Source organism: Clostridium isatidis, from assembly GCF_002285495.1.
In the GTDB taxonomy this organism is placed as follows: domain Bacteria; phylum Bacillota; class Clostridia; order Clostridiales; family Clostridiaceae; genus Clostridium; species Clostridium isatidis.
The window spans coordinates 1821482-1847726 of sequence record NZ_CP016786.1 but is presented as its reverse complement, the minus strand read 5'-3'; the positions used below and the strand labels follow the sequence as shown (position 1 = coordinate 1847726).

Sequence of the window (26245 nt, the reverse complement as noted above, 5' to 3'; positions counted from 1 at the left end):
GTATGGAGGAAGATTATGAGTTTATTTTTAGGGAAAATACATTATTGGATGTTTAATAAAATAATATGGTTTCAAAATTTAGAAGTAGAATTAGAAAAACTTGCAAAAAATGAAGGATTAAATACAGAAGAAATTTTAAAAAGTTTAGATGAAAAATATGGTGAAAAGGTCGAAAATAGACCTCTAGAAGAAATTATAGATCAAGGAAATATTCATGGTTGGTTACAAGATAGAATAATAATAGCTGAAAATAGACTTTCAGCATTAACTGCAGAATTATTAAAAATTGAATATATTAATAAAAAAATAGAAGAAATTTATATAAGCCAAGGAACTGCTGCTGCAGAAGAAGTTAAGGGAAATAATAAAGCAGCAGAGGATGCAATAGCTATTTATAATTTAGTAAATGACTATATTTTAGATGGGATGCCTTGTGATAGAGTTAATTTAATAATAGAGTATGAAGAAGACAAAGTTCTATGGGAAAGAAGAATTTGTGTTCACAAAGATATTTGGGAAGATAAAAATATCGATGTAAATTATTTCTATGGATTAAGAGATTTATGGATAAAAACTTTTGTTGAAGAAGTAAATGCTAACTTCCAATATAGAAAGTTATCTGAAATTGAAATGGTAATAGAAAGAATAAGGTAGGTGAAGATGATGGATGCTATTAATTTAATGGTAGAAGAGCATAAAAATATTAAGCTTATGTTAAAGATAGTTAGAAAAGTTTCTTTTAATATAATGAATGGCGGGCAAGTGAACTTTGATGAATTTGACAAAATTATTGACTTTATAAGAAATTATGCTGATAAACATCATCATAAGAAAGAAGAGGATTATTTATTTAATAAAATGGTTGAGGAAATTGGACCAACTGCTGAAAAAGTAGTAAATCAAGGTATGCTTGTTGAACATGATTGGGGAAGATTATTTATAAGAAGACTTGATGAGGCCTTAAAGGATTTAAAAGAAGGAAAAGAAGAAGCCAAATTAGATATAGTTGCAAATGCAGTAGGATATACTAATTTATTAAAGGATCATATTCATAAAGAAGATAATGTAATATATAATTTTGCAAGAAGACAATTAAAGGCAGAAACCCTTGAAAAAATTAATGAAGAATGTGAAAGCTTTGAAAAAGAAACAATTGAAGAAGCAAAAAAATATTTAGATATTTTAACAGATTTAGCGAAAAAATATGAAATTGAAATGGAGGAATAATAAATGATAACAAAGGACATGACTATAGGAGAAATTCTTAGAGCAAAGGAAGATGCTGATAAAATATTAATGAGCTTTGGAATGGGATGTATTGGATGTCCATCATCACAAGCAGAATCTTTAGAAGATGCAGCACAAGTTCATGGATTAGATTTAGATCAATTATTATCAGCTTTAAATAGATAATTAAAAAGGAGCTGTCGCATTAGTGGATTAAAATCCGTTAGCGATAGCTCCTTTTTCTATTCTATAAATTAACTTTTTAGGTGTTATTTTTATTTGCATGTAAATCAACTAAAAATAGGCGCACTTCAATAAGCCTCAGAAAAAAAGCTTTTTTAAAATTTAACTTATGAGGCTTTCTTCAATTCAAATAAGTGCTTACCAGTGCGGCCCGCTTGTATTTTACTATGTAATTTATTTATATTGTGTGCCATTGCAAGAAGTATACTTTCTGCTAATACATTCTTTTGCCCACGACACATAAATCTTCTGAAATTCATGTCTTGTTTTATTTGTGCAAAAGAACCTTCTGCTTGAATACTTCTGTTCATTCTAAGCAAGCAACCTTCTTCGCTTAGAATTCTTTCTAAATCAGACTTTCTTTGGCGATTAAACTTTTTTGATGTTTCAAATCTTTTTACTCTTTCTTCCAAAGGAGTTTTACAATTATTCCCTTTGATGCAACTACTCTTGTAAGTGCAATCATTGCAATCTTCACAAACATAAATTGTCTTTTCACTTTCATATCCTGTTTTAGATTTTCTAATTTTTATATTTTCAGCCTTTAACTGCTTACCATTTCGGCATATGTAGAAATCTTTTTCTTCATTGTAATCCATGTTTTCTATTTTACCGATATCATTTTTATATTTTCTTGTTTTTGATATTTCATAATTAGATGGCTTAATAAATGCTATTTGATTATTTTCTTCAATAAATGAATAGTTCTCCTCACTTTCATATCCAGCATCTGCAACTATTTTTAAGTATTTAAATTTTAAGTTTTCTTCCATGCTTTTCAAGAAAGGTATTAGCGTAGTTGTATCCGTTGGTTGTGGTCCAACTGTAAGCCATGTAATATATTCTGAATCTACACCATGCTGCACATTATAAGCTGGCTTAAGTTGACCGTTTTTCATAGCATCTTCTTTCATCCTCATAAATGTAGCATCAACATCAGTTTTTGAGTAACTGTTTCTATCTCCGCAAGTGTACACTTTTTGAGTATATTCTTTAAACTTTGAAAGATATTCTTCAAGTTTTTCTATTGATCGTTGCAATGCAGTTTTTCTTTTCCCACATCCGTGAACGAATTCTATTCCTTCTGATTTCTTTAGTGCATAAAGCTTTTTTCTAAGCTTTTTTACATGTTTCATTTGAACTTCATTTTTATAGATTAACTTAATATCATAAAGTTCTTCGCACTCTTTAACAAGGTCGGCCACTTTAATTAGCAATTTTGCCATGTTTTTTGTAACTGCCTTTTTCCAGACAAAAGTATATTTATTTGCATAAGCTTCTATTTTTGTGCCATCAATAAAGATAGCATCTCCTGATATCTCACCAATTTTATAAAGAAATTTAGCTGTTTCAGCTAAGATCCTTTCAGAACATGGAGCAAAATGAAGACTTCTAAATCTTGCAAATGTTGCATGATCCGGAGCGGATGCTCCCTCAAGCAAAAACATAAAATTAATGTCTCTACGGCATGCCTTTTCAATATCTCGAGACGAATAAATCTTATTCATATATCCATAAGTCATGATTTTCAGCATTTTTCTTGGCGATACTTGATTTTCCTTTATCTTGGAATAAGTCGAATATAAATCTGTTAAATCCATCTCCTCTACAAATTGACTTAGTAATCGCACTGAATCATTAACCGGTATCATGTAATCAATATTTAATGGAAGTTTTAATTGATAAAACTTTTGGTTTAATGTATAATTCTTTTGTAAAATATTTTCTTTGTGCATAAAAATATTTTATCATAAATCCTAAACTCATGGAGTCTAGGATTTATTTTTTTGCACAAAAAGGGACTGTGCACTAATTATTAGTGCGACAGCCCCTTTTTACTATTAAAAAATATGTAAACTAAAAGCTGACTGAATTGATTTATATTATATGGGTATGCTATAATATGATAGATATTGGGAAAAATATGTCGCAAATATTAAATTTAATGGAATATGAGGCGTGATTATGAAAAGAGAAAAATTAGTTACGTTTATTGTTGTTGCATATAATGCAGGTGATAAACTTAAATCATTAATAAAAGATATAAAAAGTCAAAGTTATGCTCATAACTTAATTGAAATCATTTTAGTAGACAGTTCATCATCTGATAATACTAAAAAAGTAATGCTTGAATTTAGTAGATCTAATCATGATTTTAAAAGAATAATAGTACTTGATAATCTTAAAAAAGTATTGCCTTCTGGCTGGAATGTTGCTTTAAAAGAAGCTGAAGGAGATATAATATTAAGAGTAGATGCTCATTCATCATTACCTCATGATTTTATAGAGAAAAATGTAAAGCATATAAATAAGGGAGAAAAGATAGTTGGTGGACATAGAATTAGTATAATTGATGAAGATAATTCATGGCAAAAGGTACTATTAGCGGCTGAAAAATCACTTTTTGGTAGTGGTATAGCTGCTTATAGAAGAAGTGAAAAAGAAGGATATGTAAGTACATTAGCGCATGCTGCCTATTCTAAAGAAGTATTTGATGCAGTTGGACCATATAATGAGAGATTATTTAGAACAGAAGATAATGAAATGCATTATAGAATGAGAGAAAAGGGATATAAATTTTATTTTAATCCTGAAATAATTTCTTATCATCATGCAAGAAATGATTTTAAAAAGATGTGCAGGCAAAAGTATTTAAATGGATATTGGATAGGTTTAACTATGTCCGTATGTCCAAAATGTTTTTCAATATATCATTTTGCACCTTTAGCTTTTGTTTGTGGATTGATAGTTTTCAGTATATTAGCACTATTTACAGGTGTTGATTTACCTTTAATATTATTAACTGGGTCATATCTTTTTGTAAATTTATTAATTTCTTTAGTTGAAATTGTAAAAAGTAAATTTATGCTTCAAATGTTTGCATTACCATTTATATTGCTTGCGTTGCACATAAATTATGGTATTGGAACTTTGGTAGGATTAATTAAAATACCAGCATTTTTAAAGAATAATATTTAAAAAATGGGTTAGATTATACTAACCCATTTTATACATAATTCTAAGAATAACTACGGGAGAAGAAAAAATGGATAAATCGGTTGTGAAAAAATTACAAATGTATCAGCTACAGATGTTAAAAGATATTGATAGAGTATGTAAAAATAATAATATACAATATTATGTAACTTGGGGCTCAGCCTTAGGTGCTGTTAGACATGGAGGATTTATTCCTTGGGATGATGATATTGATATATCAATGACTTGGGATAACTATATAAGGTTTGAAAAAATCGCACAAAAAGAGTTAGGAGATAAATATTTTTATCAAAGTCAAGAAACAGATGAATTTTGTTTTACTCTTTGGAATAAGGTAAGAATAAATAATACTACATCAATGGAAAAACATTTAAGACATATAAAATGCCATTATGGGATATGCATGGATATTTTTCCTATAGTTGGAGTTCCTAATTCTGCAATAAAAAGGTTAATTCAAAAGCTTCAAATATTAATTTATAGAATATTTAGTTATGAAAGATATCTAACTAATAAAAATCCAGAGGGAAATACTTTATTTAAGATTATTTACGGTGTATTTCCCAAAAAATTTAAGGAATATATAAAAAATAAGTGTTTAAAAGAAATAACCAAATATAAAATTAATGATTGTGATGAGTGTATAGAATTTCTATCGGGAAGTTATAATAAAATGCTTTTTAAAAGTAATATGTTCGGTAATGGAAAGAAAATACTATTTGAAGATATGGAAGTTATAATTCCTGAAAAATATCATGAATATTTAACACGTTGTTATGGAGATTATATGGTTTTACCACCAGAAGAAGATAGAATTGGACATGGTGATGCAATTGTAGATTTTGATAAGTCATATGAATATTACTGGGAAAATGGAGATGAATAAATGAGTATAAAAGAATTGTTAAAAAAGAATACTTTGGTTAATTCAGCTCTTTGGTACACAATAGGTTCTTTTGTGTTAAAAGGTGTAAATTTCTTAACTGTACCTGTATTTACAGAATTGCTGACAACTACTGAAATGGGAAAGGTTACAGTTTACTCTACCTGGAATGCTATTGCAGTTATTTTGGTTGGTTTAGGAATAGAAGGAACAGTAGGAGTTGCAAAAGCTAATCTTAAGGAGAAAGAATATCCGGAGTATTTATCAAGTTCTTTAATTTTAGCAACTTTTAGCTTTGTAGTAATGTTTATATTAATTAATATATTTAAAAAACAATTATTAGTACTTACTGGTCTTGAAGCAGGACTTTTGTTTTTACTATTAACGCAAAGCTTTTTCTCTTTTGTTACAAGTTTTGTGCTATCAACATATACCTTTGCAAGAAAGTATAAGGCATATTTAGGTGTATCTTTCTTATCAACTATTTTGAATATAGTACTTTCTATATCTATTATTTTGTCAATGGATAGTAATAGATATTTAGGAAGAATTTTTGGATGGGCTATAGCTACTATAGCTATTGGATTTGTACTATATATAAAAGTTATTTTAGAAGGTAAAACTTATATAAATTTAAAGTATTGGAAATTTTGTTTGCCAGTAGCCTTACCTTTAATTGTTCACAATTTATCTCATTTACTTTTAAATCAATCAGATATTTTAATGCTTGAGGAGTTTACAACGGAATCAATAGTTGGGGTATATGGAATATTATATACTATTGGTTCTATAATAAATATAATACAAGTAGCCGTAAATGGAGCATGGGTGCCTTGGTATTATGAAGCATTAAAAAAAGGAGATAAAGAAGACTTAAGAAAAAAATCATCTATTTATATAATATTATTTACATTATTAACAGTAATGTTTACTCTAGGAGTACCAGAAGTAATTAAATTATTTGCTTCAGAAGAATATTGGCCAGGGATACCTTTAGTGTTCATAATTATAATGGGATATTATTTTGTATATTTGTATACCTTCCCTGCTAATTTTCAATTTTATAGTAAAAATACAAAATTTATAGCTATGGGAACAATAACAGCAGCCATTGTAAATATAATTTTTAATTATTTTTTAATTCAGTACTTTGGTATGTATGGGGCGGCAATTGCTACATTAATAGCTTATATTGTGTTATTTTTCATGCATTTTTGTATTGTAAAATTTAAATTGAAACATCAGGATTATCCTTTTATATATAATATATACGGAATTTCTGCAGTGGCATTAGCATGGGGAATTTCTTATGTATTTTTAAATGCTTTTATAGTAAGATGGTCAATAATAATAATTTTATTAGTAATAAGCGTTAAAGTAGGAATAAAAGAAATTAAGAAAATTTCTTAATATTAATATGTTGGAGGGAAACTCATGCCGAAAATTAGCATTATAGTGCCTGTTTATAATGCAGAAAAAGTTTTATCTCGTTGTATTAAAAGTATATTAAATCAATCCTTTAAAGATTTTGAATTAATATTAATTAATGATGGATCTAGTGATAGAAGCATAGATATACTTAAAAAATTTGAAAAGTTAGATGAAAGAATAAGAGTAATTGATAATTCAAATAATGGGGTATCAGAAACAAGAAATATAGGAATTAAAAAAGCAATTGGTGAATATATACAATTCATTGATTCAGACGATTTTATTGAAAGTAATATGCTTGAAGAAACTCTGAATATAATGGAGAATAAAGAAGCAGATTTAGTAATGACAGGATTTTTTCTAGATATAGAGGAAAAAAATAAAATAGTAACAGAAATACAAACCTACGAAAATAATATTTCTAATAATAAGAAAGATATTGCTATAAATGTTTTAGAGAGACTAAGTGGGACATACGTTAATTCACCAGTTAATAAGCTGTATAAAAGATCTGTCATTATTGATAATAACTTATTTATGGATAAGAATATTGATTTAGGAGAAGATTTAGCTTTTAATTTAGAGTATCTAAAATATTGTAATTGTGTAGTCTTTTCTGAAAAATGTTATTATCATTATTGCATGAGATTAGAAGATAATTTAACTTTTAAATATAGAAAGGATAAATTAGAATTAATGGAAGCTTTATATAAAAATTGTATAAGTTATTTTGAAGCTTCTGATTTAGAAAGGTCTTATATAAGGAAAATGAATGGGCTATTTATAAAATGGATGTATTCTTGTTATATAGATCTTCATAATAGAAATTGTGATTTAAGTATTTCTGGAAAATACAAGTTTGTTAAAGAAAGTATAAAAAAATATAATAATATTATTAATGATACTGATGATTTAAGTTTTGCTTTTAAGCTTCTTAAATTATCATTAGCATTTCCTATAAGCGTTATATTATTAAGTAAAATAATATATTTTATTAAAGTTAATATGAGGAAAGTTTTTTATAGATAGAGGTAGATAATATGAAGACATTACAAAAGATTTTTAAAATAAGAATACTAGAGGACAGTGTATATTTCAAAATAACATTTCTTTTATGGGCATTAATTCATTCACTAGCATTAGGGCAATATGTAACCTCATATGCATCTCCCATTATAATATTATGGGGTGGATTAATATTAATTAAGCTTCTATTGATAGATAGAGTAGATTTTTCAAGGAAGTATTTTATTTTAATATTTAGTTTTTTATTGGCATATTTAGTAACAATAGTTATTAATAGAGAGTTGAATTTGCTTGGAAATATAAAAACTTTAATTTGGCAAAGTATTATGATAATTGGATTATTTATAAATGATTATCGAAAAGATAAGAAGCAAATTTTAATGGATATAGATAGAATAGGAAGAGCAGTAATAATAGCAACATTAATAATATCAGCCATATCTGTATTACAATTTTTCCTCGATATTAGTTATATAGTTACAAGAGTAGATGGAAGAAGTATTCCTCAAGGATATTATGCTGCAAGATTATGGGGAATTTATGTAGATCCAAATCAATCCTGTAATGTAGCAATAATTTCTTTAGCATTATCTGTTATATTATTATTGAGAAAAACATTACTTAATAAAGTATTACTTATATCAAACATATTAATTCAATACTCACTTATTGTTTTATCTGGTTCAAGAGGAGGTTCGCTAGGATTAATAATATTATTAATTGGGCTGTTCTATTTAGTATTTGATAGGAAATTTAAAGATAAAAATAATGCTATAAATTCTAAAAAATTAATAAGTCTTATCTTAAGCATAATTTTATCAGTAGCCTTAGTAGCTACCTTTAGAATAACTAGAAAGACATTAGCATTAATACCAGAAATAGGTTATAGTATAAGTGAGAGTATAATAAATAAACAAAATGATAAAGATGAAAATAAATCAAACAATATTACAATAGATAGGGCAGATGTAGAATCATCAAATGGTAGAATAGAATTATGGACAGATGGACTTAAATTAAGTAAGAAGTTTCCTATATTTGGAGTAGGGGATAGAAATATAATGGCTATTGCACAAAAATTGATGCCTGGTTCATCAATAACTAAACAATATGTACATAATGGATATTTACATATGTTACTTTCAGGGGGGGCTGTATCACTACTTATAATGATGTTCTTACTTGGAGATATAGCTATATCAGCTCTAAGAAACATAGTAAATAATAAAAAACATGATAATGATTATTATGTATATACTATATTGACATCTATGATAGGAGCAATACTTTTGACAACCTTCTTTATAACTGAAGTTTTCTTTCAAAATTCTTTTACAGCAGCAATATTATGGATTTTTGTAGGGTATATAGTTTATTTAAACAAAAAGGAGAAATTTATATAAAATAATAGTGGAGGCAAGTATGAAAAAAGATATTCTTTTATCAATTGTTGTACCTGTCTATAATGTTGAAAAATATTTAGATGAGTGCTTAAAAAGTATTATTAATAATTATCAAGAAGGAGTAGAAGTAATTTTAGTTGATGATGGATCAAAAGACAGTAGTCCTTTAATATGTGATAAATACGAAAAAGAATATGAATATATAATGGTACTTCATAAGGAAAATGGCGGTTTATCTTCTGCAAGAAATGCAGGAATAAGAAAAGCTAATGGAAAATATATTTGGTTTGTAGATAGTGATGATTATATTAAAGATGGAAGTATTAAGGAGATTATTAATGCTTCATTAAAAGATACAGATTTAGTAATGGTAAGTCACTGTAATATTTATCCAAATGGAGAAGTTATAAATGATTATTTAGAAGAACCAAAAGAAAATGAAAAAGAGCCCTATGTATATTTCTATAATAAAGGTAGTGCAAGTTATGCTGCCACAAGGTTTATAGCAAAAAAGAGATTAATAGAAGAAAATAGTTTATTCTTTACTGAAGGAATATATCACGAAGATGAAGATTGGTCTCCAAGAGTTTTATGTTCTGCTAAAAACTTTGCAGTAGTAAAGGAATCAGTTTATTGTTATAGAGTAGGAAATCCAAAATCTATAATGGGAATGCTAAATCCTAAAAAGGTATATGATAAAATTTTTGTTTCAAAAAATTTATACAATAAAATTAGAAGAGATAATGCCCAAGGAATAATGCGAAGTTTTTTACAATATAGAGTAGAGCATAATTATGTTACTGCATTAAATGAACTAGAGGCCTATAGTGGCGAAGAAAATAAAAAAATGACTAAGGAACTTAAGGATAATTTATATTTATTAGAAGATATTAATAGTAATAGAGCTAAATTAGTTAGAAATGTAGTAAAACTTATTGGTATAAAAAATACATCGAAGCTGTTAAGATTAAGAAACAGAATAAAATAAAATTATTATTAAAAAATCATTAATTTAGACTATATAACAATATATAGTTTGAAATTAATGATTTTTTATTTTTTTATAATTAAATATTATTTAAATAATATTTATAATCTATTATATTTAGATGTTACAAAAATCTTAAGATTTCACTAATATAGACAATTTAATGATTTTAGTAGTATAATAATGTAGTTAAATTTAATAATTAATATATGCACTAACACATAGAAGTGGAGGAAAAATATGAAGAAGCTAAAAACCTTTTTATTAGTAGTAATAGATGCTTTTTTGGTTAATATGGCATATTTATTAGCAATAAACATTACTTTTCATGATAGATTTACAGAGATTGCTACTATATATGCAAAAAATATAATAGTAGTAACTATAATTTATACAATATGCTTTTTTCTGTTCAAATTATACAATTCATTATGGGATTTAACAGGAACAGATGAATTTTTACTTGGAGCTGGAGGAGGTATTCTATCGGGTTCTTTAGTAATTTTGTATACAAGATTTTCTCCTAATATTACATCAGTTGGAGCAACTATTCCATTGAATGTTTGTGTTATTGCAACTATGATGACTTGTATCTTTGTGTTAGGATATAGAATATTGTTTAGAGTATATAGAAGATACCTTTTATATGCTCCATATAAGTATGCTAAAGACCAACAAAGAGTTATGATAGTTGGAGCAGGCTCTGCTGGAACCATGCTTATTAATGAAATGTTATCTAAAAGAAATCTTAAGCTTAATCCAATTGTTTTAGTTGATGATGATGATTATAAGCAAGGTAAGAGAATAAGTGGTGTTAAGGTAGAAGGTAAAAGAAGGGATATAGTTAGATTAGCTGTTGAAAAGGAAATAGATATTATTTTAATTGCAATTCCTTCTATTGATAGTAAAAATAAAAAAGAGATATTAGAAATATGCAAGAAAACCAATTGTAAAATCAAAATAATACCTGGTATTTATGAAATTATATCTGGAAAAGCTACTGTTAACAGAATAAAAGATGTAGATTTAGAAGACTTGCTAGGTAGAGATCCTATTGTATTAGATGATGAAGGAATATCAAGCTATTTAAATAATAAAGTAGTTTTAGTTACAGGGGCTGGTGGTTCTATTGGGTCAGAATTATGTAGACAAATTGTAAAATATGGCCCCAAAAAGTTGGTGCTTTTTGACATATATGAAAATTCAGTTTATGATATTCAAAATGAATTAAGGAGTCATTTTACTAATTTAAATATGGAAGTACTTATAGGATCTATAAGAGATAAAGAAAGATTAGAAGAAGTTTTTAAAAGTAATAATATCGAAGTGGTTTTTCATGCAGCAGCTCATAAACATGTTCCATTAATGGAAGATAGTCCAAAGGAAGCTATAAAAAATAATGTTTTTGGTACTTTAAATTTAGTTCAAACTGCTAATGAACATAAGATTGAAAGATTTGTGCTTATATCTACAGATAAGGCGGTAAATCCGACCAACGTAATGGGGGCTACTAAGAGATTATGTGAAATGATAATTCAAGCTTATAACACTGTAAGTAAAACTGATTTTGTTGCAGTAAGATTTGGTAATGTTCTTGGAAGTAATGGGTCTGTAATTCCTTTATTTAAGAAGCAAATTCAAGAAGGCGGTCCAGTTACTGTGACTCATAAAAATATTACAAGATATTTTATGCTAATTCCAGAAGCAGCACAGCTTGTTCTTCAAGCAGGAGCTTATGCTAAAGGTGGAGAAATATTTGTTTTAGATATGGGTAAGCCAGTAAGAATATATGATCTAGCAAAAGATCTTATAAAGCTTTCTGGTTTTGAGCCAGGAGAAGACATACCAATTAAAATAACAGGCTTAAGACCTGGAGAAAAGCTTTATGAAGAGCTTTTAATGAGTGAGGAAGGCTTAAAGGCTACTAAACATAAAAAAATATATATTGGTAGACCTACCTTTGAGAACATAGATAGTTTAAATAAAAAATTAAAAGAATTAGAGGAAGTATTAAAAGAAGAAAGTAATGAAATGGTAAAGCTTAAAATGAAACAAATCGTTCCTACTTATAGGGAACCCAGTGAAGTAAATGAAGTAGCATTAACTGAAAGTTAGAAATTTAAAATTAAGAGGTAAAAAAATGAGCAAAATTGATAGAGTAATAAAAAGAATATTTGATTTTGTAGTATCCTTAATTGGGATAATAATAATATCACCTATTCTTATAATTGTAGCAATATGTATAAAAGCAGATTCTAAAGGAAATATATTATTTCTTCAAAAAAGAATTGGTAAAGATGGTAAGCCTTTTAATATTTATAAGTTTAGAACTATGGTAAGTAATGCTGAAAAACTGGGAGCCCAGATTACAGTTGGAAAAGATAGTAGAATTACAAGAGTTGGGGCTTTCTTAAGAAAATATAAAATAGATGAACTTCCTCAGCTCTTTAATGTATTAAAAGGTGATATGAGTTTAGTTGGTCCTAGACCAGAGGTTCCAAAGTATGTTGAATTATATACTGAAGAAGAAAAAAAGGTTTTAGAAGTTAGGCCTGGTATTACAGATTTAGCATCCATAAGATACAGCGATGAAAATGATATACTAGGTAAGGTTGAAAATCCTGAAGAATATTATATTAATGTTATTATGAAGGATAAGCTTAAATTAAATTTAGAATATATTGAGAAAAGTAATATATTTTTTGATATTTACTTAATTATTAAAACAATACTTAAATGCATATAAGTAATTAAATAATTATTTAAGAAACATTTAAAAAGAAAACGAGATATACAATTAACATAAAAAGGGAAAATAGCAACCTTAAGGAAATATTAATTGTTTTATTATTCTTAATTATTTATAATACTAAGTGTACAACTTATTTGTATACTTAGTTTTTTTATAGGAGGACTTATGAAGAAATCTACATTTTATGCTATTGCAAGCCTTATGATAGTATTTTTAGTATTAAGCACTTTTTCACGCAAAACAAAAATATATGAAAAGGAAATAAACTTTAATACTCCTGAGGAAGCAATATCTAGCTTTATTGGTTATGCTAATGCTTACGAAAGGATTGGTACTAAAGGGACTTATATAAATATGGCTCCTACTAAGTTTTTAGAAAGCTTATCAAGAAGATATAGATTATTTATTAAAAACAGTAATGATGCAAGATTTATTTATGGATATATACCTTCTTTCTATAGTTATGATTTAGAAGAAATAGATGAGAAATTAATAAAAGAGGAATATGAAAATAGTTTTGATAAAATACCTAATTATAAAAGAGCAAAGGATATAAGATTTTATAGATTAGATGGAAACTCTTATTATTATAATAAAGTTATAGATATGGAATTAATTAATGATAATGGAACAGTTTCAAATGATTATAGTTCTACTAGCACGGAAGAGTTAGATAAAACTTCTTTATATTTAGTTGTAATAGACGAAGGAGAAGGATATGTAGTTGATTATTATCAAGAAATATATTTAGATTAGCTATAGATTAAGGGGGGGAAGATAGTGCTAGAAGTTGAAAATTATTCTTTTAAGTATGGAGAAAATTTAGTTTTAGATAATATAAATTTTTCCTTAGAAAAAGGAAAGATTCTTGGTATAATAGGTCCCAGCGGCTGTGGAAAAACCTCTTTAGTCAAGGCAATAGTTGGACTATATGAATCAAATGAAAGTAATATTAGGCTTTTTGGAAAGCAGGTTTATGATAATCCTGAAATAAAAAGAAATATAGCCTATGTGCCAGATGAGCAGCCTAGCTTTTATTTAATTACTATAAAAGAGATAGTTAACTTTTATAAGAGCATATACAGTTCCTTTAGTGAGGAAAGATTTTATAAAATAAATAAGGTATTTAAAATACCTTTAAACAAGAGATTTATGCAGCTTTCAAAGGGGATGAAAATGAGAGTAAGCATAATGATAGCTTTTTCAATAGATGCCAGCTTATTAGTTTTAGACGAGCCTACTTCTGGCCTTGATCCAATTTTAAAGAGGGCTGTATTAAATTTAGTTAAGGAGAAAGTAACTAGGGGAGAAAAAGCAGCAATAATAACTTCACATAATTTGAGAGATTTAGAGGAAGTATGCGATGAAATATTAATAATTAATAATGGTAAGGTAGATTATTATAATACTTTAAATAATATGAAGGAGAATATTAAGAAGATTCAAGTAGCCTTTGATAAGCCAATTTATGAAGAGGACTTAGCTTGCCAAGGAATAATAACTATAGATAATGTTGGCAGGGTATTTACTATTATTACAGAAAAATATGATGATAAATTTATAAAAAGTCTGCAACAATATGAACCATTATTCATTGAAGAAATTGATTTAAACTTAGAGGAAATTTTTATTTATAAGCTTGGAAAGGAAAAGGAATATGAGAAAATATTTAAATAAAAGTCTTTTGTACCAAGGAGATTCAAAAATAATAGTATTTTTATGTGTAGTATATCTTATAGCCTTTTTTCTTAATAAAAGCATAGTTGATGATTATTTTAATTATAATATCATAAATAAATTATACAATTTAAATAATTATAGTCAGGGGATTGAATTTATCATTACAGGTGGGGCAATACTTTTACTTACTGTTTATTTAATGATTTGCTATTCAATTATTGTGGGACTTCATAAGAGGAAAAAGTGGTCATTATTTTTAAGTGGACCTTTCTCAAAGCTTGATATAAGAAAAAGAGAATTTACCTTGATGATAATTTCCTTTTTAGTTTTCTTATTTTCTTATATTATTTCAGTTATACAAAATGTATATTTAAATTATGAAGTGCTTTATTATATTGGCAACTTTGGAACTAGCTTTTTATTGGATATTATTAGGATTATATGTATTTCAACACTAATTATAGGATGCCTGGCCTTACTTGACTGCTTTTTTTCTAATTTGTATTTTGTATTTGGTTCCATGATATTTATACTGGCCTATCTTTTTACGCTTCTTATAAATTTAGAGGGCTATATTACTATGTATACTTATGCTAACAGGGCCTTTAACATAATTATAGAAAATATACAGTACTACCTTGAGGGTTACTATTTTTATGGAGATTATGCAGGTAATTTAGATAGAGCAACTATTATTTTAAGGGTACAAGGAATATCAGCAGCTTTATTTGTTATTGGAATAATATTAATTATAATCAGTAAAGGATTAACTAAGAATATGTTTGTTGAAAACATGAATGAGGGGATACTAATGAAATTCCCTAAAAAGGCATTTAAATTTATGCTAATAACTTTCTCAGGATTGGTTTTAGCTCCATTTCTTAGTGAATTAATAAATGAATTTTATTTTTCTTATACTTTAAATGCTAATATGTTATTTGCTGTTAAGTTATTAATAGTGATAATTTTTTCTTTTATTTCTTCTTATTTATTAAAAATGAGAAAAAATGGGGTCTGACCCCATTCCAAAAAATGTAATGGGGTCAGACCCTATTTTAGTAAGAAAAATGTTAAAGTGGGCAATAATATTAATATAGAAGAATTTGTTTATTGAGTTTATAAGGAGTATTATTTAACAATGGCATTAAATTTGGTAAAATATTTAAATAAATGCTATAATATAAATATGACAATTATGCAAAATAATTTGAATGAGAGGGATAATAATGAAAGTTAGAAAAGCTATTATACCAGCAGCTGGATTAGGGACTAGATTTTTACCAGCTACTAAAGCACAGCCTAAGGAAATGCTTCCAATAGTTGATAAGCCAACTATTCAATATATTATAGAAGAGGCTGTGGCATCTGGAATAGAAGAAATTCTTATTGTAACTGGAAGAAATAAAAAATGTATAGAAGATCACTTTGATAGATCTGTTGAATTAGAATTAGAATTAGAAAAAAACAAAAAAGATGAAATGCTAGAGATGGTAAGGGAAATATCTGATATAGCAGATATCCATTATATTAGACAAAAGGAACCAAGAGGTTTAGGTCATGCTATCTTATGCGCAAGAGCTTTTGTTGGAAATGAGCCATTCGCAGTATTATTAGGTGATGATGTGGTAGATGCAGAAGTTCCTTGTTTAAAGCAATTAATGGATTGCTATAATGAATATAAAACTTCAATATTAGGAGTTCAAACTGTACCAAAGGATGATGTAAATAAATATGGAATAGTAGATGGACTTCATATAGAAGATAGAGTATATAAGGTTAAGAATTTAGTTGAAAAACCAGCAATAGAAGAGGCACCAAGTAATGTAGCTATTTTAGGCAGATATATAATAACTCCACAAATTTTTAACATTTTAGAACAAACAAAGCCTGGAAAGGGTGGAGAAATTCAACTTACAGATGCTCTACAAACATTAATTTCCCAAGAAGCTATGTATGCTTATAATTTTGAAGGGAAGAGGTATGATGTTGGAGATAAATTTGGTTTCTTACAAGCAACAGTTGAATTTGCTTTAAAGAGAGAAGAATTAAGAGAAACATTTATGAACTATTTAGCAAATAGAGATTGGGATAATGAATTGAAGAAATAGATTTCTTTAGTTCAATTGACGAATGATAATTGACAATTAAGGAAGAGTTTATATGAATTAGCTATATAAGCTCTTTATTAATTAAATCACAATTTAAAATGACATAATTAAGGAGGATATTATATGAGGAGTTCATATAATATCTTTTTTATTATTTTGAATTACAAGCTATTACATTTTACAGCAAATTTTATCACTAGCTTTTTTCTTGGCATATTATATATCAGATAGAAATTTGCTTTAAAAGGGAATATAATGTTGGAGTTAAAAAGAATTAATAGGAGTCTAGAAGATTTTTTTACAAAATTATCATTAAGAGAGATATCCCAAATAGTACTAATAACCTTTTTAATTTTATTAATGATATCAAGATTTTTTGTTCCAGTAATAGTTGTAGGAAATTCAATGAGAAAAACTTTAGAAGATGGAGAAATTTTGATTTTATATAAGAAAGCCTATGTTAGAAAAGTGCCTAAATATAAGGATATAGTAATAATAAAAGTAAATGACAGCTTTAAGCCAGAAACTATTGTTAAAAGGGTAATAGGTGCTCCTGGAGATCATGTTGTTATAAAAGATAGTAAAGTATATATAAATGAAGAATTATTAGAAGAGAAATATATAAATGATGAAGAGGTAGTTAGTGGTAAATATGATATAGACATACTTTTAAATGAAGATGAAATCTTTGTTATGGGAGATAATAGAAATCATTCTTCTGATTCAAGAAATCCTAATATAGGAGTAATAAATTATAAAGAAAGTGTTTTAGGGAAAATTATATATAGCCTGTCTGATTTTGAGCTGATGTAACAAAAGAACCATTTGAAAAGTACTTTTCAAATGGTTCTTTAACTTTTTTATTTGAATAAAAGTTTGATATTCCTAAAATTAAGCATAATGTCATTATAGCCTTAGGTGAATTAAAATAACTGTCCACCATATTCATAAGTAAAAAGCATAAAAATGAAACTGCTGTTCCAACTATAATTGCTTGTTTATTAGAGTTTTTAAATAGTTTTATATTTTTATAAAAGTTATATAAAGTTAATGAAAAGAAAAGTACTAATAATATTGTTCCAAGGATACCTAACTCACTTTGAAATTTTAAAAATACATTATGAGGATGATAAGCCATATAGTCATCACGTATCATTAAATCTTTATAATTATTTACATAATCAGGATAAACAGATGAATATCCATCATAGCCTACACCAAATAGGAAATTATCTTTTATTATAAAATTAGTTATTTTCCATATTTTTATTCTACTAATATTTTGATTTGTACTTAGAATATCTATTATTCTAGTCCTGCTAATAGGCAATATTATTAAAGTTCCTAATGTTATAGCAGTTGGTAATATTAGTTTTTTATTATAGATCAATGATAAAAGTATACTTCCAAATATTAATGCTATTAAAGCATTTCTAGACTGAGATAATATAATATTTATAATAAGTAAAAGCGAACAAATTGAGAAGCATACTTTTTGATAGTTCTTTTTACTGTTTAAAAATAGCATTATAACTATAAATAGGGCTGATACAGCATATAAGCCTAGTATATTTGAATTTTCTAAAAATGAAGAAATTCTATTTTCAGCATTTATATGTTTGTTAATATGAAGATTTTCATAAGTCTGATATATAGAAAAAATACTAGAAATTGCTGCAACACCTACAAAAGAGGTTAATAATATCTTAAATATATTTTTTCCCCTTAAATTATAGACTATATTATAATAAATCCAAATATACAAAGAAAATTTTAAACTAGCTTTAAGGGTAGTATCGCTATCAAAAGAAATAAAACTAGAGGAATACATTAAAATATTTAGTAATAATAAAGAAAGAAAAATTTTATCTTCTTTAATATTTTTCATAACATTAAAATAATATTTTCTTTCTAAAGGAATAAAAATAATACCTAGAGCTTGTACAACAAAAATTAAATGCAGTATTTTATCTGGATTTTTATCACCATAACTGGGTAAAATTGGATAAAAAATAACAAAAATTATTATTAATGTATTTAATAAATTCTTATATAATTTAATCATATGACCTCACTTCAAAATAATAGGAAATTCTAATGAATTTCCCATGCCAAAATTATTTATTTTAAAATAAAACACAAGTTAATATAATAAACATAACACTAATTATAAAATTATAAAATTATAAAAGTATAATGTCAACTAAGTTATATATGGATAAAATTTACATAACTTTAGTTAAATAAATTTTTTACATTATTATTCAAATGATAATTTGCCATTCATAAAACAATAAACATGGTTATCATAACTTATTCCTCATACTTAATAAAAATATAAAACTTTATACATATATTATCTTGGAATAAATCCAATTTTCTTTTGCATTTTTCTTAAGGTTTTCATTGAAATATAATGCGCTTTTTCTGCCCCTTTTTTATAAATGCTTTCAAGGTATGCCTTATCTTTAAGAAGTTCCTTAACCTTTGTTTGTATCGGCTCAAGCTCTCCAATAATAGAATCAGCAACGTCTTTCTTTAATTCAGCATAGCCTTTACCTTTATAATATTCTACAAGTTCTTCAGGAGTTGAACCCTTAATAGCTATAAGAATATTTAGCAAATTTTTAACTCCTGGCTGTTCATCAGAGTAATTAACTACTCCCAGGCTGTCTGTAACAGCTCTAGAAACTTTTTTTCTTATAACTTCAGGTGGGTCCATAATTAAAATATAAGCGTTTGCATTTTCATCTGATTTAGACATTTTCTTAGTAGGATCTTGTAAGCTCATTATTTTAGCTCCAGCCTTTTGAATATATGGTTCAGGAACTTTGAAAGTTGGGCTGTAAGCATTATTAAACCTATTTGCAAGATCTCTAGCTAGTTCAAGATGCTGTTTTTGATCTTGGCCTACTGGAACAAGATCTGTGTTATATAATAATATATCAGCGGCCATAAGTACTGGATAAACAAATAGTCCAGCCCCTATAGAATCATTATCTCCATATTTTTTAGATTTATCTTTATATTGTGTCATTCTACTTAATTCACCCATGTAAGAATTACATGTTAATAACCAAGCTGCTTCAGAATGAGCTGGTACATGAGATTGAATAAAAATAGTATTCTTTTCAGGATCTATTCCAGCAGCTAAATAAATAGCTAACATTTCTAAAGTTTTTTCTCTTAATTCCTTTGGTACTTGCTTAACAGTTATAGCATGTAAGTCAACTATACAAAAGTAACAATCAAATTCATCTTGAAGTTTAACCCAGTTTCTTAATGCACCTAAATAATTACCTATGGTAGGATTTCCAGAAGGCTGTATTCCGCTGAAAATAACCTTTTTACTTTCATTATTGTTTTCCAAATCAAAGCACTCCTTTCATTTGTGCATCTTATAATACGAACAACTATACCTTTAATTATAAAATTCCAAAATTTTTATGTCAATAAGGATAAATCGAGGTATTATAACTATCAATTAATGTAATGGGGTCAGACCCCAAAAAATAATAAAAAAACTAACCCAAAAGGGTTAGTTATTAAAACAGATTACTTTCTGTTGTATTGTGCTTTTCTAGCTTTTCTACATTCAAAACATCTTACTGGTTCGTTATCAAATCCTTTTTCTTTGTAGAATTCTTGTTCTCCAACTGTGAAAACAAATTCCTTTCCGCAGTCTTTACAAATTATTTTCTTATCTTCCATATTTAAAATCCTCCTTAAAATTCATAGGCATAAAATTGTTATAACTTCTTACCTTTTTATGAATTTTAAGAAAGAAACTATACAATTTTTCCTAATCATTTCATTTTTTCAAGAATATTATAGCATAAAAAACTTAAATTACAATATTAATTTGTAAAAAATATAAATTATTCTGAAAATTTAGTATTTTTACTGTTGTTCTTATATTTAATTAGATAAATAGTATAAATTATTAGAGGTATTATAAAGAAAACAGCTAAATTCATAAGTTGAATATTTTTTAATGTAAAGTAGAGTATATAATTATTTTGCCCTATAAAGGTTGATAAGGAAAATATAATAAAGGAATAAATTCCAATAAATAATGGTTTAGTTTTTATGTATTTTGAATTTAAAGTCAAAATGCTGTAGGTTGATAATATATATTTAATAAAAAATCCCAGTACAGTTTGGTTAATAAAAAATATTTCCCCGAATTCTATGAAGCCTCCTAGTTTAATTCTTTGGCCAATTACAAATTCAGGATAAAATAAGTTTTTTCCTCTTTCAGGTCCAAAAGCTGTTATTACTCCTATAAAGGATAATATTATAAAAACAGAAATTATAGCAGCAGCATAGAGATTATTTTTTCTTAAGTTTTCATGATCTACTACATATTTTAAAAATGGAGCAATAATCATAAAGCATGAAAGAGCTCCTAGTATTGAAAATAAAGCGGTGTAGTAGTTTTTAGGAAATCCAGTGCCTAAAATAGGCAGAAGTTGAGTTACTTCTTTATAAGGTTGTGACAAAATTAAAAATATAATTCCGTTAACTATTAAGGCAAAGACACTAACAAGTATGAATATTAATATTGTTCTTAAATTCTTATTAAGAATAAAGAAAGAAGGAAAAAGAAAAAAGATTAAGGCATACCAAACTGGAGTATCTATAAATATAGTGGAATGTAATGCGCTTATTTCCACAGATGCTGCTTCTATTGCATTAATAAATAAAGCTATGGTATAAATTGCTATTAATATCATACTAATAAATCTTGGAGTAGATTGAATAAAAATATCTCTGATATCAAAAGTATTAGTTGATAAAGAAATATGTGTTATATAAGTTAAAAATACAGTAAATATTATACAAGCAAATAAAGCTATCAGCCAGGTATCTCTCCCCCCAAAATTAATAAATATAGAAGGATAAGTTTTTAAGGATATAAGGGTAGCTCCAACTATAAATAATATAAAGTGTTTGCTAGAAATTTTATTCATATAATACCCTCCAAATTCTATCATTTTTCATTAATACTTATCTTTTCTTATTTTGAACAAAAATATGTATATTAATCATTTATAAATCTAATAATATACTTGGTGATGAATATGGATAAGTTACAAGAAATTAAACAAAGATTAGAAAAAAACTTTGATGTTAAATATAGGAAAGTAGAAACTGCAATAGGCAATGCAACAATCGTATATATAGATGACTTATGTAATGTAAGAATGATAAGTGAATATATTGTAATGCCGCTTAAGAATATTAGGCAGTTACCAGAGACAAAGAATCAAGATAAAAGCATATTAGATCAAATAATGGAAAATGTTTTAGACATAAATGCCTTAGGTTTATGTGATGATGTAGATGATGCCCTATGGCATATTTTATCTGGTGATCCAATTGTAATATTTGAAGGAATTGAAGATATTATTTTTCTAGAAGCTAAAGGATTTCCGGTAAGAAGTGTTGGAACTCCTGAAACAGAAGCTGTACTAAAGGGGCCTAAGGAAGGTTTTAATGAGTTAATTGTAAATAATATTGCTTTAATAAGAAGAAGAATAAAATCTACAGATTTAAAGTTTGAAATAGCAGTAGTAGGTGATAAATCAAATACTTCTGTTGCTATTTGTTATATAAATGGGTTAGCTCCAGAAGCTTTAATAAGAAATGTAAAAGAAAAGGTTGCTGAGCTTGATTTAAGTTTTATATTAGATACAAATTATGTAGAGGATGCTTTAAAAAATCAGATAAGTTTCTTCGATACAGTAGGATATACAGAAAAGCCAGATGAAGTTTGTGCGAAGTTGTTAGAAGGAAGAGTTGGAGTAATAGTAGATGGTACTCCTTTTGTTATTACAGTACCATATTTCTTTTTAGAAAACTTTCAAATGCCTGATGACTATTATTTAAATAAATATTTTACAAACTTTAATAGAGTATTAAGATGGATAGCATTTTTTCTAGCTGTATTTGTACCAGCTTTATATGTAGCGGTAACAACCTATCATTTTTCTATTATACCATCGATATTTATGTTTAGATTAGCAGTATCAAGGGCTGGGGTGCCATTTCCAACCTTTTTAGAAGTATTAATAGTTATGTTAGCCTTCCAATTAATTAAGGAGGCTGGTCTAAGGCTGCCAAAACCAATAGGCGGAGCTATGAGTATAGTATCAGGTTTAATTTTAGGTGAATCAGCTGTAGCTGCAGGAATAGCTTCAAGAATTACTATAGTTATAATAGCTTTAAGTTCCTTAGCATATTTTTTAATTCCAAAGCTTTATGGACCTTTATCTTTCTGGGCCATTGTTTTGGTTGGCTTTTCTTCTGCTTTTGGGATACCAGGATTTTTATCTGGAGTTTTATTGATGTTAATTCAATTATCACAGTTAGATTCAGCTGGCTATCAATTCTTATTCCCAATTGGAAGCACAAAAGAATTGAAATTTAGAGATATAGCTTTTAGAGGAAGTTTATCTAAAATTTCAAAGAATGTAATAAAAGAGGGTGGTAAAGATGAAAGTTAATAAAATAATAATTGCTATAATGCTATTACTTACTCCTGCCCTTTTAAGCGGATGTTTTAATTATAATGATATTAATAAACTTACCTTTGTAACAAGTATAATATTTGATGAAGAAGATAGTGATAAGATAATAGTCTACGTTGATTGTATTAAACCCTATAGAAGCAGTGATGAGGGGGAAGAAAAGGCTAGAAGAATAATGTATAAGGGAGAAGGGAAAACAGCAATAGAAGCCTTAAAAAATGTAAATTTAATTTCTAGTACGAGATTAAATTATTCTCAAAATAGAGCTTATATATTTACTGAAAAAGCTGCTAAATCAGGAATAGAGAAATATTTAAGCCTTATTAATAATAATCAGCAATTATCAATTAAGCCAGATATGTTTATTTATTCTGGAGATATAAGTAAACTATTAGAAGTAAGTTCAAAAGATGAAGAGTATCTAGGGCAATTTCTTGAAGAACTTATTAATAGAAATAAGACTAATCCAAAAGCAGTAAGTGCTAATATGAATGATTATTTAAGCAAGGTGATAGAAGAAGATGATTCTTTTATTGTAGGAAGTCTTAAAATAAAGGAAGATGAAATTGGAGAAAAAATTGAGCTTAGTGGAGGGGCTATATTAAAAGATCATAAGTTAGTTTCTAATATGAATCCTGAAGATGTAATAAGTTATAATGTACTTTTAAATAATATTACAGATGGTATATTGGAAATAGCTAACCCACAAAATGATAATGGACTTATTACAGTGGAAATATTAGGTACAAATGTTGAGAGTAATATAGAAATTGAAGATGAAAAAATAAAGCTTATAAAAAATGTAGATTTGAAAGTAACAATAGCAGAAGCACAAAGCGAACTAATTGTTAATGATGAAATTTTAGATTATATAAAAGAAGAGACTGAAAATTTAATGAAAGATTATTTAGTAAGCACATTTGATAAGTTCAAAAAAGAAGAATTAGATATTTTTGAAGTGAAAAGATTATTAAATATAAATTACCCTAAATTTGACATAGAAAGCCCTCTGTTAAATACTAACTTAGAAGTGAATGTTAAGGTAATAATTGATGGCAGCAGTTTAATAAAAGATATTTTATAGAATACATCTTAAGTTTTGTATACATTTTTTATTTGTACAAGAAAATCTATTGATATTAAAAGGAAAATAAAGTAATATATAAAATATATGAGTTATTATATTATGTTATTTTAATTCGATTCATACTAAGTTAAGTATAAGTAGGGAGGGAGTATGGACGATTATAAGTTTAGGTATCATCAACTTAAGATGGAATATGAAGGGTATCAAAAAATTACAGAAGAGAAGATACAGCAACTCAGCTCCGAAAATATACAATATCAAAAAAATCTTGATATGCTATCAAATGTAATCTTAATTAGCAATTACATAAATTCAAATTTAAGTAGTAATAATATTATCTCCATGATAAATGATATGATAATTGGTATAATTGGGGTAGCTCAATCAACAATATATTTATTTCAAGACTTTAAATTTGTTATAAAAGCAACTAATGGAACAAAAGAAAGTATTAAGTTAACCAATAAATGTAAAGGATATATTAGTAAAAAGAAAACCTTTATAATAAATTCTAAAGAGCCTATTGTAGAAGACCCGCAGAACAAAATAGCAATACATTCTAGAATGGGAGTTCCAATTAAAGTAGGAGATAAGTTTATTGGATATATAATTGTTGATCATCCACATTACAATTTTTTGACGGATTTTCACGAGATATTTTTAAGTTCAATAGCAAGCCAAATTGCAATTGCTTTGGAAAACTCCATGTTATATAAACAAATTGAAAGAGCTGCTCAATATGATGCTTTAATAGGCGTTTATAATAGAAAGACCTTTTATAATATTATTGAAGAAAGATTAGCTTCCGGTACAGTAAATAAGTATGCAATAGTTATGATTGATTTAGATAATTTTAAACAAATTAATGATACTTTAGGCCATCAGTTTGGAGATAAGGTTTTAATAGAAACCGCTGGCATTATTAGTAGCAGGCTTAAAGAGGAAGATATAATTGCTAGATATGGAGGAGAAGAACTAATACTATATCTTAATTGTAATAATGATGAGAGAAATATATATGAAGAAATAGATGAGATAAGAAATGCTATATCCAATCATATTGTTTCAAAAGAAGGAGCGAACACTAGTATAACTGCAAGTTTTGGTGTTGCTTTTTATCCACTTGATGGAGAAAACTTAGAAAGAGTAATAAATAGTGCAGATAAGTTACTTTATAAAGCTAAGTCTGAAGGTAAGAATAAAGTAGAAATTTCTCAAATGTTTATTAAGGAATCCTTGACAGCAAAAAGATAGATAAGCTTAAGTTTATTTATCTTTTTTTATTTTGTTCAAATATCTGTAAATAATTGCAATCTTCAAGAATATAATAGATTAAGAGTAGAAAAAATTCTTTAAAGGAGTGGATTCCAATGATTCAGGTTTTTTGCGCTAGTAAGGGGGACGGAAAAACAAAAAGATTAATAAAACTTGCTAATGAACGTTTATATCAATCAAAAGGTGATTCGGTATACATTGATAATATGTCAAAGAATATGATGCATCTTAAGATGAACATTAGATTTATAAATACTGGGGAACTTGGAATAGAAGATATAGATAGTTTTTATGGATTATTATGTGGGATAATATCTCAAAACTATGATGTGGAGAATATATATATAGATAACTTATCAGAAATAGTTAATTTAAGGATATCAGAATCAATGGAACTATTCAAAAGATTAAAGGAATTCTCTCAAAAGTTTAAAGTAAATTTATTTATTAATATAGATTGCAATACAGGAGAACGTTTACCAGACTTTATTAAGGAATATGTAGCATAATATCAGTTAGGAGTTTGGAGTGTGGAGTTTAACTCTAGTTTGGAGTGAGACTCAGTTTGGAGTTAGGAGTGTGGAGTTAGGAGTGTGGAGTGAGACACAGTTT

At 26.9% G+C, this 26245-nt stretch carries 25 protein-coding genes; 20 read left to right on the top strand and 5 right to left on the bottom strand.

The annotated features are described in order from the left end of the window. The first annotated feature begins 15 nt into the window (after positions 1 to 15). The 3 genes from BEN51_RS08755 to BEN51_RS08745 are packed head-to-tail and all read left to right on the top strand — an operon-like array spanning position 16 to position 1413. Positions 16 to 654, top strand: a complete 639-nt coding sequence (locus BEN51_RS08755) for a hypothetical protein (protein WP_119865691.1) — start codon at positions 16 to 18, stop codon at positions 652 to 654. A gap of 9 nt (positions 655 to 663) precedes the next feature. After that, positions 664 to 1227: a hemerythrin domain-containing protein gene (locus BEN51_RS08750; protein ID WP_119865690.1), complete on the top strand. Its 564-nt coding sequence runs from the start codon at positions 664 to 666 to the stop codon at positions 1225 to 1227. A gap of 3 nt (positions 1228 to 1230) precedes the next feature. Then, complete coding sequence (locus BEN51_RS08745) at positions 1231 to 1413, top strand: DUF1858 domain-containing protein (RefSeq protein ID WP_119865689.1); 183 nt, start codon at positions 1231 to 1233, stop codon at positions 1411 to 1413. A gap of 164 nt (positions 1414 to 1577) precedes the next feature. On the opposite strand, the gene BEN51_RS08740 is transcribed toward BEN51_RS08745, so the two are convergent. Next, on the bottom strand, positions 1578 to 3206 hold the full coding sequence (locus tag BEN51_RS08740) for an IS1182 family transposase (protein WP_119864227.1): 1629 nt from the start codon (positions 3204 to 3206) through the stop codon (positions 1578 to 1580). Between the two features lie 229 nt (positions 3207 to 3435). Between BEN51_RS08740 and BEN51_RS08735 the strand changes: the two genes are divergently transcribed. From BEN51_RS08735 to lepB, 13 genes are all read left to right on the top strand, one after another. Then, positions 3436 to 4449 carry a glycosyltransferase family 2 protein gene (locus BEN51_RS08735; protein WP_119865688.1) on the top strand — a complete coding sequence of 338 codons (1014 nt, stop codon included), beginning with the start codon at positions 3436 to 3438 and terminating at the stop codon, positions 4447 to 4449. Between the two features lie 67 nt (positions 4450 to 4516). Beyond that, complete coding sequence (locus BEN51_RS08730; RefSeq protein WP_119865687.1) at positions 4517 to 5353, top strand: LicD family protein; 837 nt, start codon at positions 4517 to 4519, stop codon at positions 5351 to 5353. Next, positions 5354 to 6760, top strand: coding sequence for a lipopolysaccharide biosynthesis protein (locus BEN51_RS08725; RefSeq protein ID WP_119865686.1), 1407 nt, complete (start codon positions 5354 to 5356; stop codon positions 6758 to 6760). It abuts the gene before it with no gap. Positions 6761 to 6784: 24 nt separating this feature from the next. Next, a complete protein-coding gene (locus BEN51_RS08720; RefSeq protein ID WP_119865685.1) occupies positions 6785 to 7810 on the top strand; it encodes a glycosyltransferase family 2 protein in 1026 nt (341 codons plus the stop codon). A gap of 11 nt (positions 7811 to 7821) precedes the next feature. Beyond that, on the top strand, positions 7822 to 9210 hold the full coding sequence (locus BEN51_RS08715; protein ID WP_119865684.1) for an O-antigen ligase family protein: 1389 nt from the start codon (positions 7822 to 7824) through the stop codon (positions 9208 to 9210). A gap of 19 nt (positions 9211 to 9229) precedes the next feature. After that, the gene (locus BEN51_RS08710) at positions 9230 to 10198 is read left to right on the top strand and encodes a glycosyltransferase (protein ID WP_119865683.1); all 969 of its coding nucleotides are present in this window, start codon (positions 9230 to 9232) and stop codon (positions 10196 to 10198) included. Between the two features lie 240 nt (positions 10199 to 10438). Then, positions 10439 to 12313, top strand: coding sequence for a nucleoside-diphosphate sugar epimerase/dehydratase (locus BEN51_RS08705; protein ID WP_119865682.1), 1875 nt, complete (start codon positions 10439 to 10441; stop codon positions 12311 to 12313). Between the two features lie 25 nt (positions 12314 to 12338). Further along, complete coding sequence (locus BEN51_RS08700) at positions 12339 to 12944, top strand: sugar transferase (RefSeq protein ID WP_119865681.1); 606 nt, start codon at positions 12339 to 12341, stop codon at positions 12942 to 12944. 171 nt (positions 12945 to 13115) lie between these two features. After that, positions 13116 to 13706 (top strand): hypothetical protein, encoded by a 591-nt coding sequence (locus BEN51_RS08695; RefSeq protein WP_119865680.1) that lies wholly within the window; start codon positions 13116 to 13118, stop codon positions 13704 to 13706. A gap of 24 nt (positions 13707 to 13730) precedes the next feature. Next, positions 13731 to 14627 (top strand): ABC transporter ATP-binding protein, encoded by an 897-nt coding sequence (locus BEN51_RS08690; RefSeq protein ID WP_119865679.1) that lies wholly within the window; start codon positions 13731 to 13733, stop codon positions 14625 to 14627. Further along, positions 14608 to 15648 carry a hypothetical protein gene (locus BEN51_RS08685; RefSeq protein ID WP_119865678.1) on the top strand — a complete coding sequence of 347 codons (1041 nt, stop codon included), beginning with the start codon at positions 14608 to 14610 and terminating at the stop codon, positions 15646 to 15648. The genes BEN51_RS08690 and BEN51_RS08685 overlap by 20 nt, the downstream gene beginning before the upstream one ends. Before the next feature lie 208 nt (positions 15649 to 15856). Continuing rightward, positions 15857 to 16738: a UTP--glucose-1-phosphate uridylyltransferase GalU gene (gene galU / locus BEN51_RS08680; RefSeq protein WP_119865677.1), complete on the top strand. Its 882-nt coding sequence runs from the start codon at positions 15857 to 15859 to the stop codon at positions 16736 to 16738. A gap of 255 nt (positions 16739 to 16993) precedes the next feature. Then, positions 16994 to 17551 carry a signal peptidase I gene (lepB, locus tag BEN51_RS08675; RefSeq protein ID WP_119865676.1) on the top strand — a complete coding sequence of 186 codons (558 nt, stop codon included), beginning with the start codon at positions 16994 to 16996 and terminating at the stop codon, positions 17549 to 17551. Here lepB and BEN51_RS08670 read toward each other — a convergent pair. The 4 genes from BEN51_RS08670 to BEN51_RS08655 all read right to left on the bottom strand — a co-directional run bounded on the left by BEN51_RS08670 (position 17517) and on the right by BEN51_RS08655 (position 21711). Beyond that, on the bottom strand, positions 17517 to 18803 hold the full coding sequence (locus tag BEN51_RS08670; RefSeq protein WP_119865675.1) for an O-antigen ligase family protein: 1287 nt from the start codon (positions 18801 to 18803) through the stop codon (positions 17517 to 17519). The genes lepB and BEN51_RS08670 overlap by 35 nt on opposite strands. Positions 18804 to 19094: 291 nt before the next feature. Further along, positions 19095 to 20108 carry a tryptophan--tRNA ligase gene (gene trpS, locus BEN51_RS08665; RefSeq protein ID WP_119865674.1) on the bottom strand — a complete coding sequence of 338 codons (1014 nt, stop codon included), beginning with the start codon at positions 20106 to 20108 and terminating at the stop codon, positions 19095 to 19097. Between the two features lie 185 nt (positions 20109 to 20293). Continuing rightward, entirely contained in the window at positions 20294 to 20449 is a 156-nt protein-coding gene (locus BEN51_RS08660) for a zinc-ribbon domain-containing protein (RefSeq protein ID WP_119865673.1), read from the bottom strand. A gap of 167 nt (positions 20450 to 20616) precedes the next feature. After that, the gene (locus BEN51_RS08655) at positions 20617 to 21711 is read right to left on the bottom strand and encodes a GerAB/ArcD/ProY family transporter (protein ID WP_119865672.1); all 1095 of its coding nucleotides are present in this window, start codon (positions 21709 to 21711) and stop codon (positions 20617 to 20619) included. A gap of 111 nt (positions 21712 to 21822) precedes the next feature. On the opposite strand from BEN51_RS08655, the gene BEN51_RS08650 reads away from it, so the two are divergent. The 4 genes from BEN51_RS08650 (at position 21823) to BEN51_RS08635 (ending at position 26142) form a co-directional block, all read left to right on the top strand. After that, the gene (locus BEN51_RS08650) at positions 21823 to 23247 is read left to right on the top strand and encodes a spore germination protein (protein WP_119865671.1); all 1425 of its coding nucleotides are present in this window, start codon (positions 21823 to 21825) and stop codon (positions 23245 to 23247) included. Continuing rightward, positions 23237 to 24355: a Ger(x)C family spore germination protein gene (locus BEN51_RS08645; protein ID WP_119865670.1), complete on the top strand. Its 1119-nt coding sequence runs from the start codon at positions 23237 to 23239 to the stop codon at positions 24353 to 24355. The genes BEN51_RS08650 and BEN51_RS08645 overlap by 11 nt, the downstream gene beginning before the upstream one ends. A 153-nt stretch (positions 24356 to 24508) precedes the next feature. Further along, on the top strand, positions 24509 to 25612 hold the full coding sequence (locus BEN51_RS08640) for a sensor domain-containing diguanylate cyclase (protein WP_119865669.1): 1104 nt from the start codon (positions 24509 to 24511) through the stop codon (positions 25610 to 25612). Between the two features lie 116 nt (positions 25613 to 25728). Next, a complete protein-coding gene (locus tag BEN51_RS08635; protein ID WP_119865668.1) occupies positions 25729 to 26142 on the top strand; it encodes a hypothetical protein in 414 nt (137 codons plus the stop codon). Positions 26143 to 26245 lie beyond the last annotated feature (103 nt).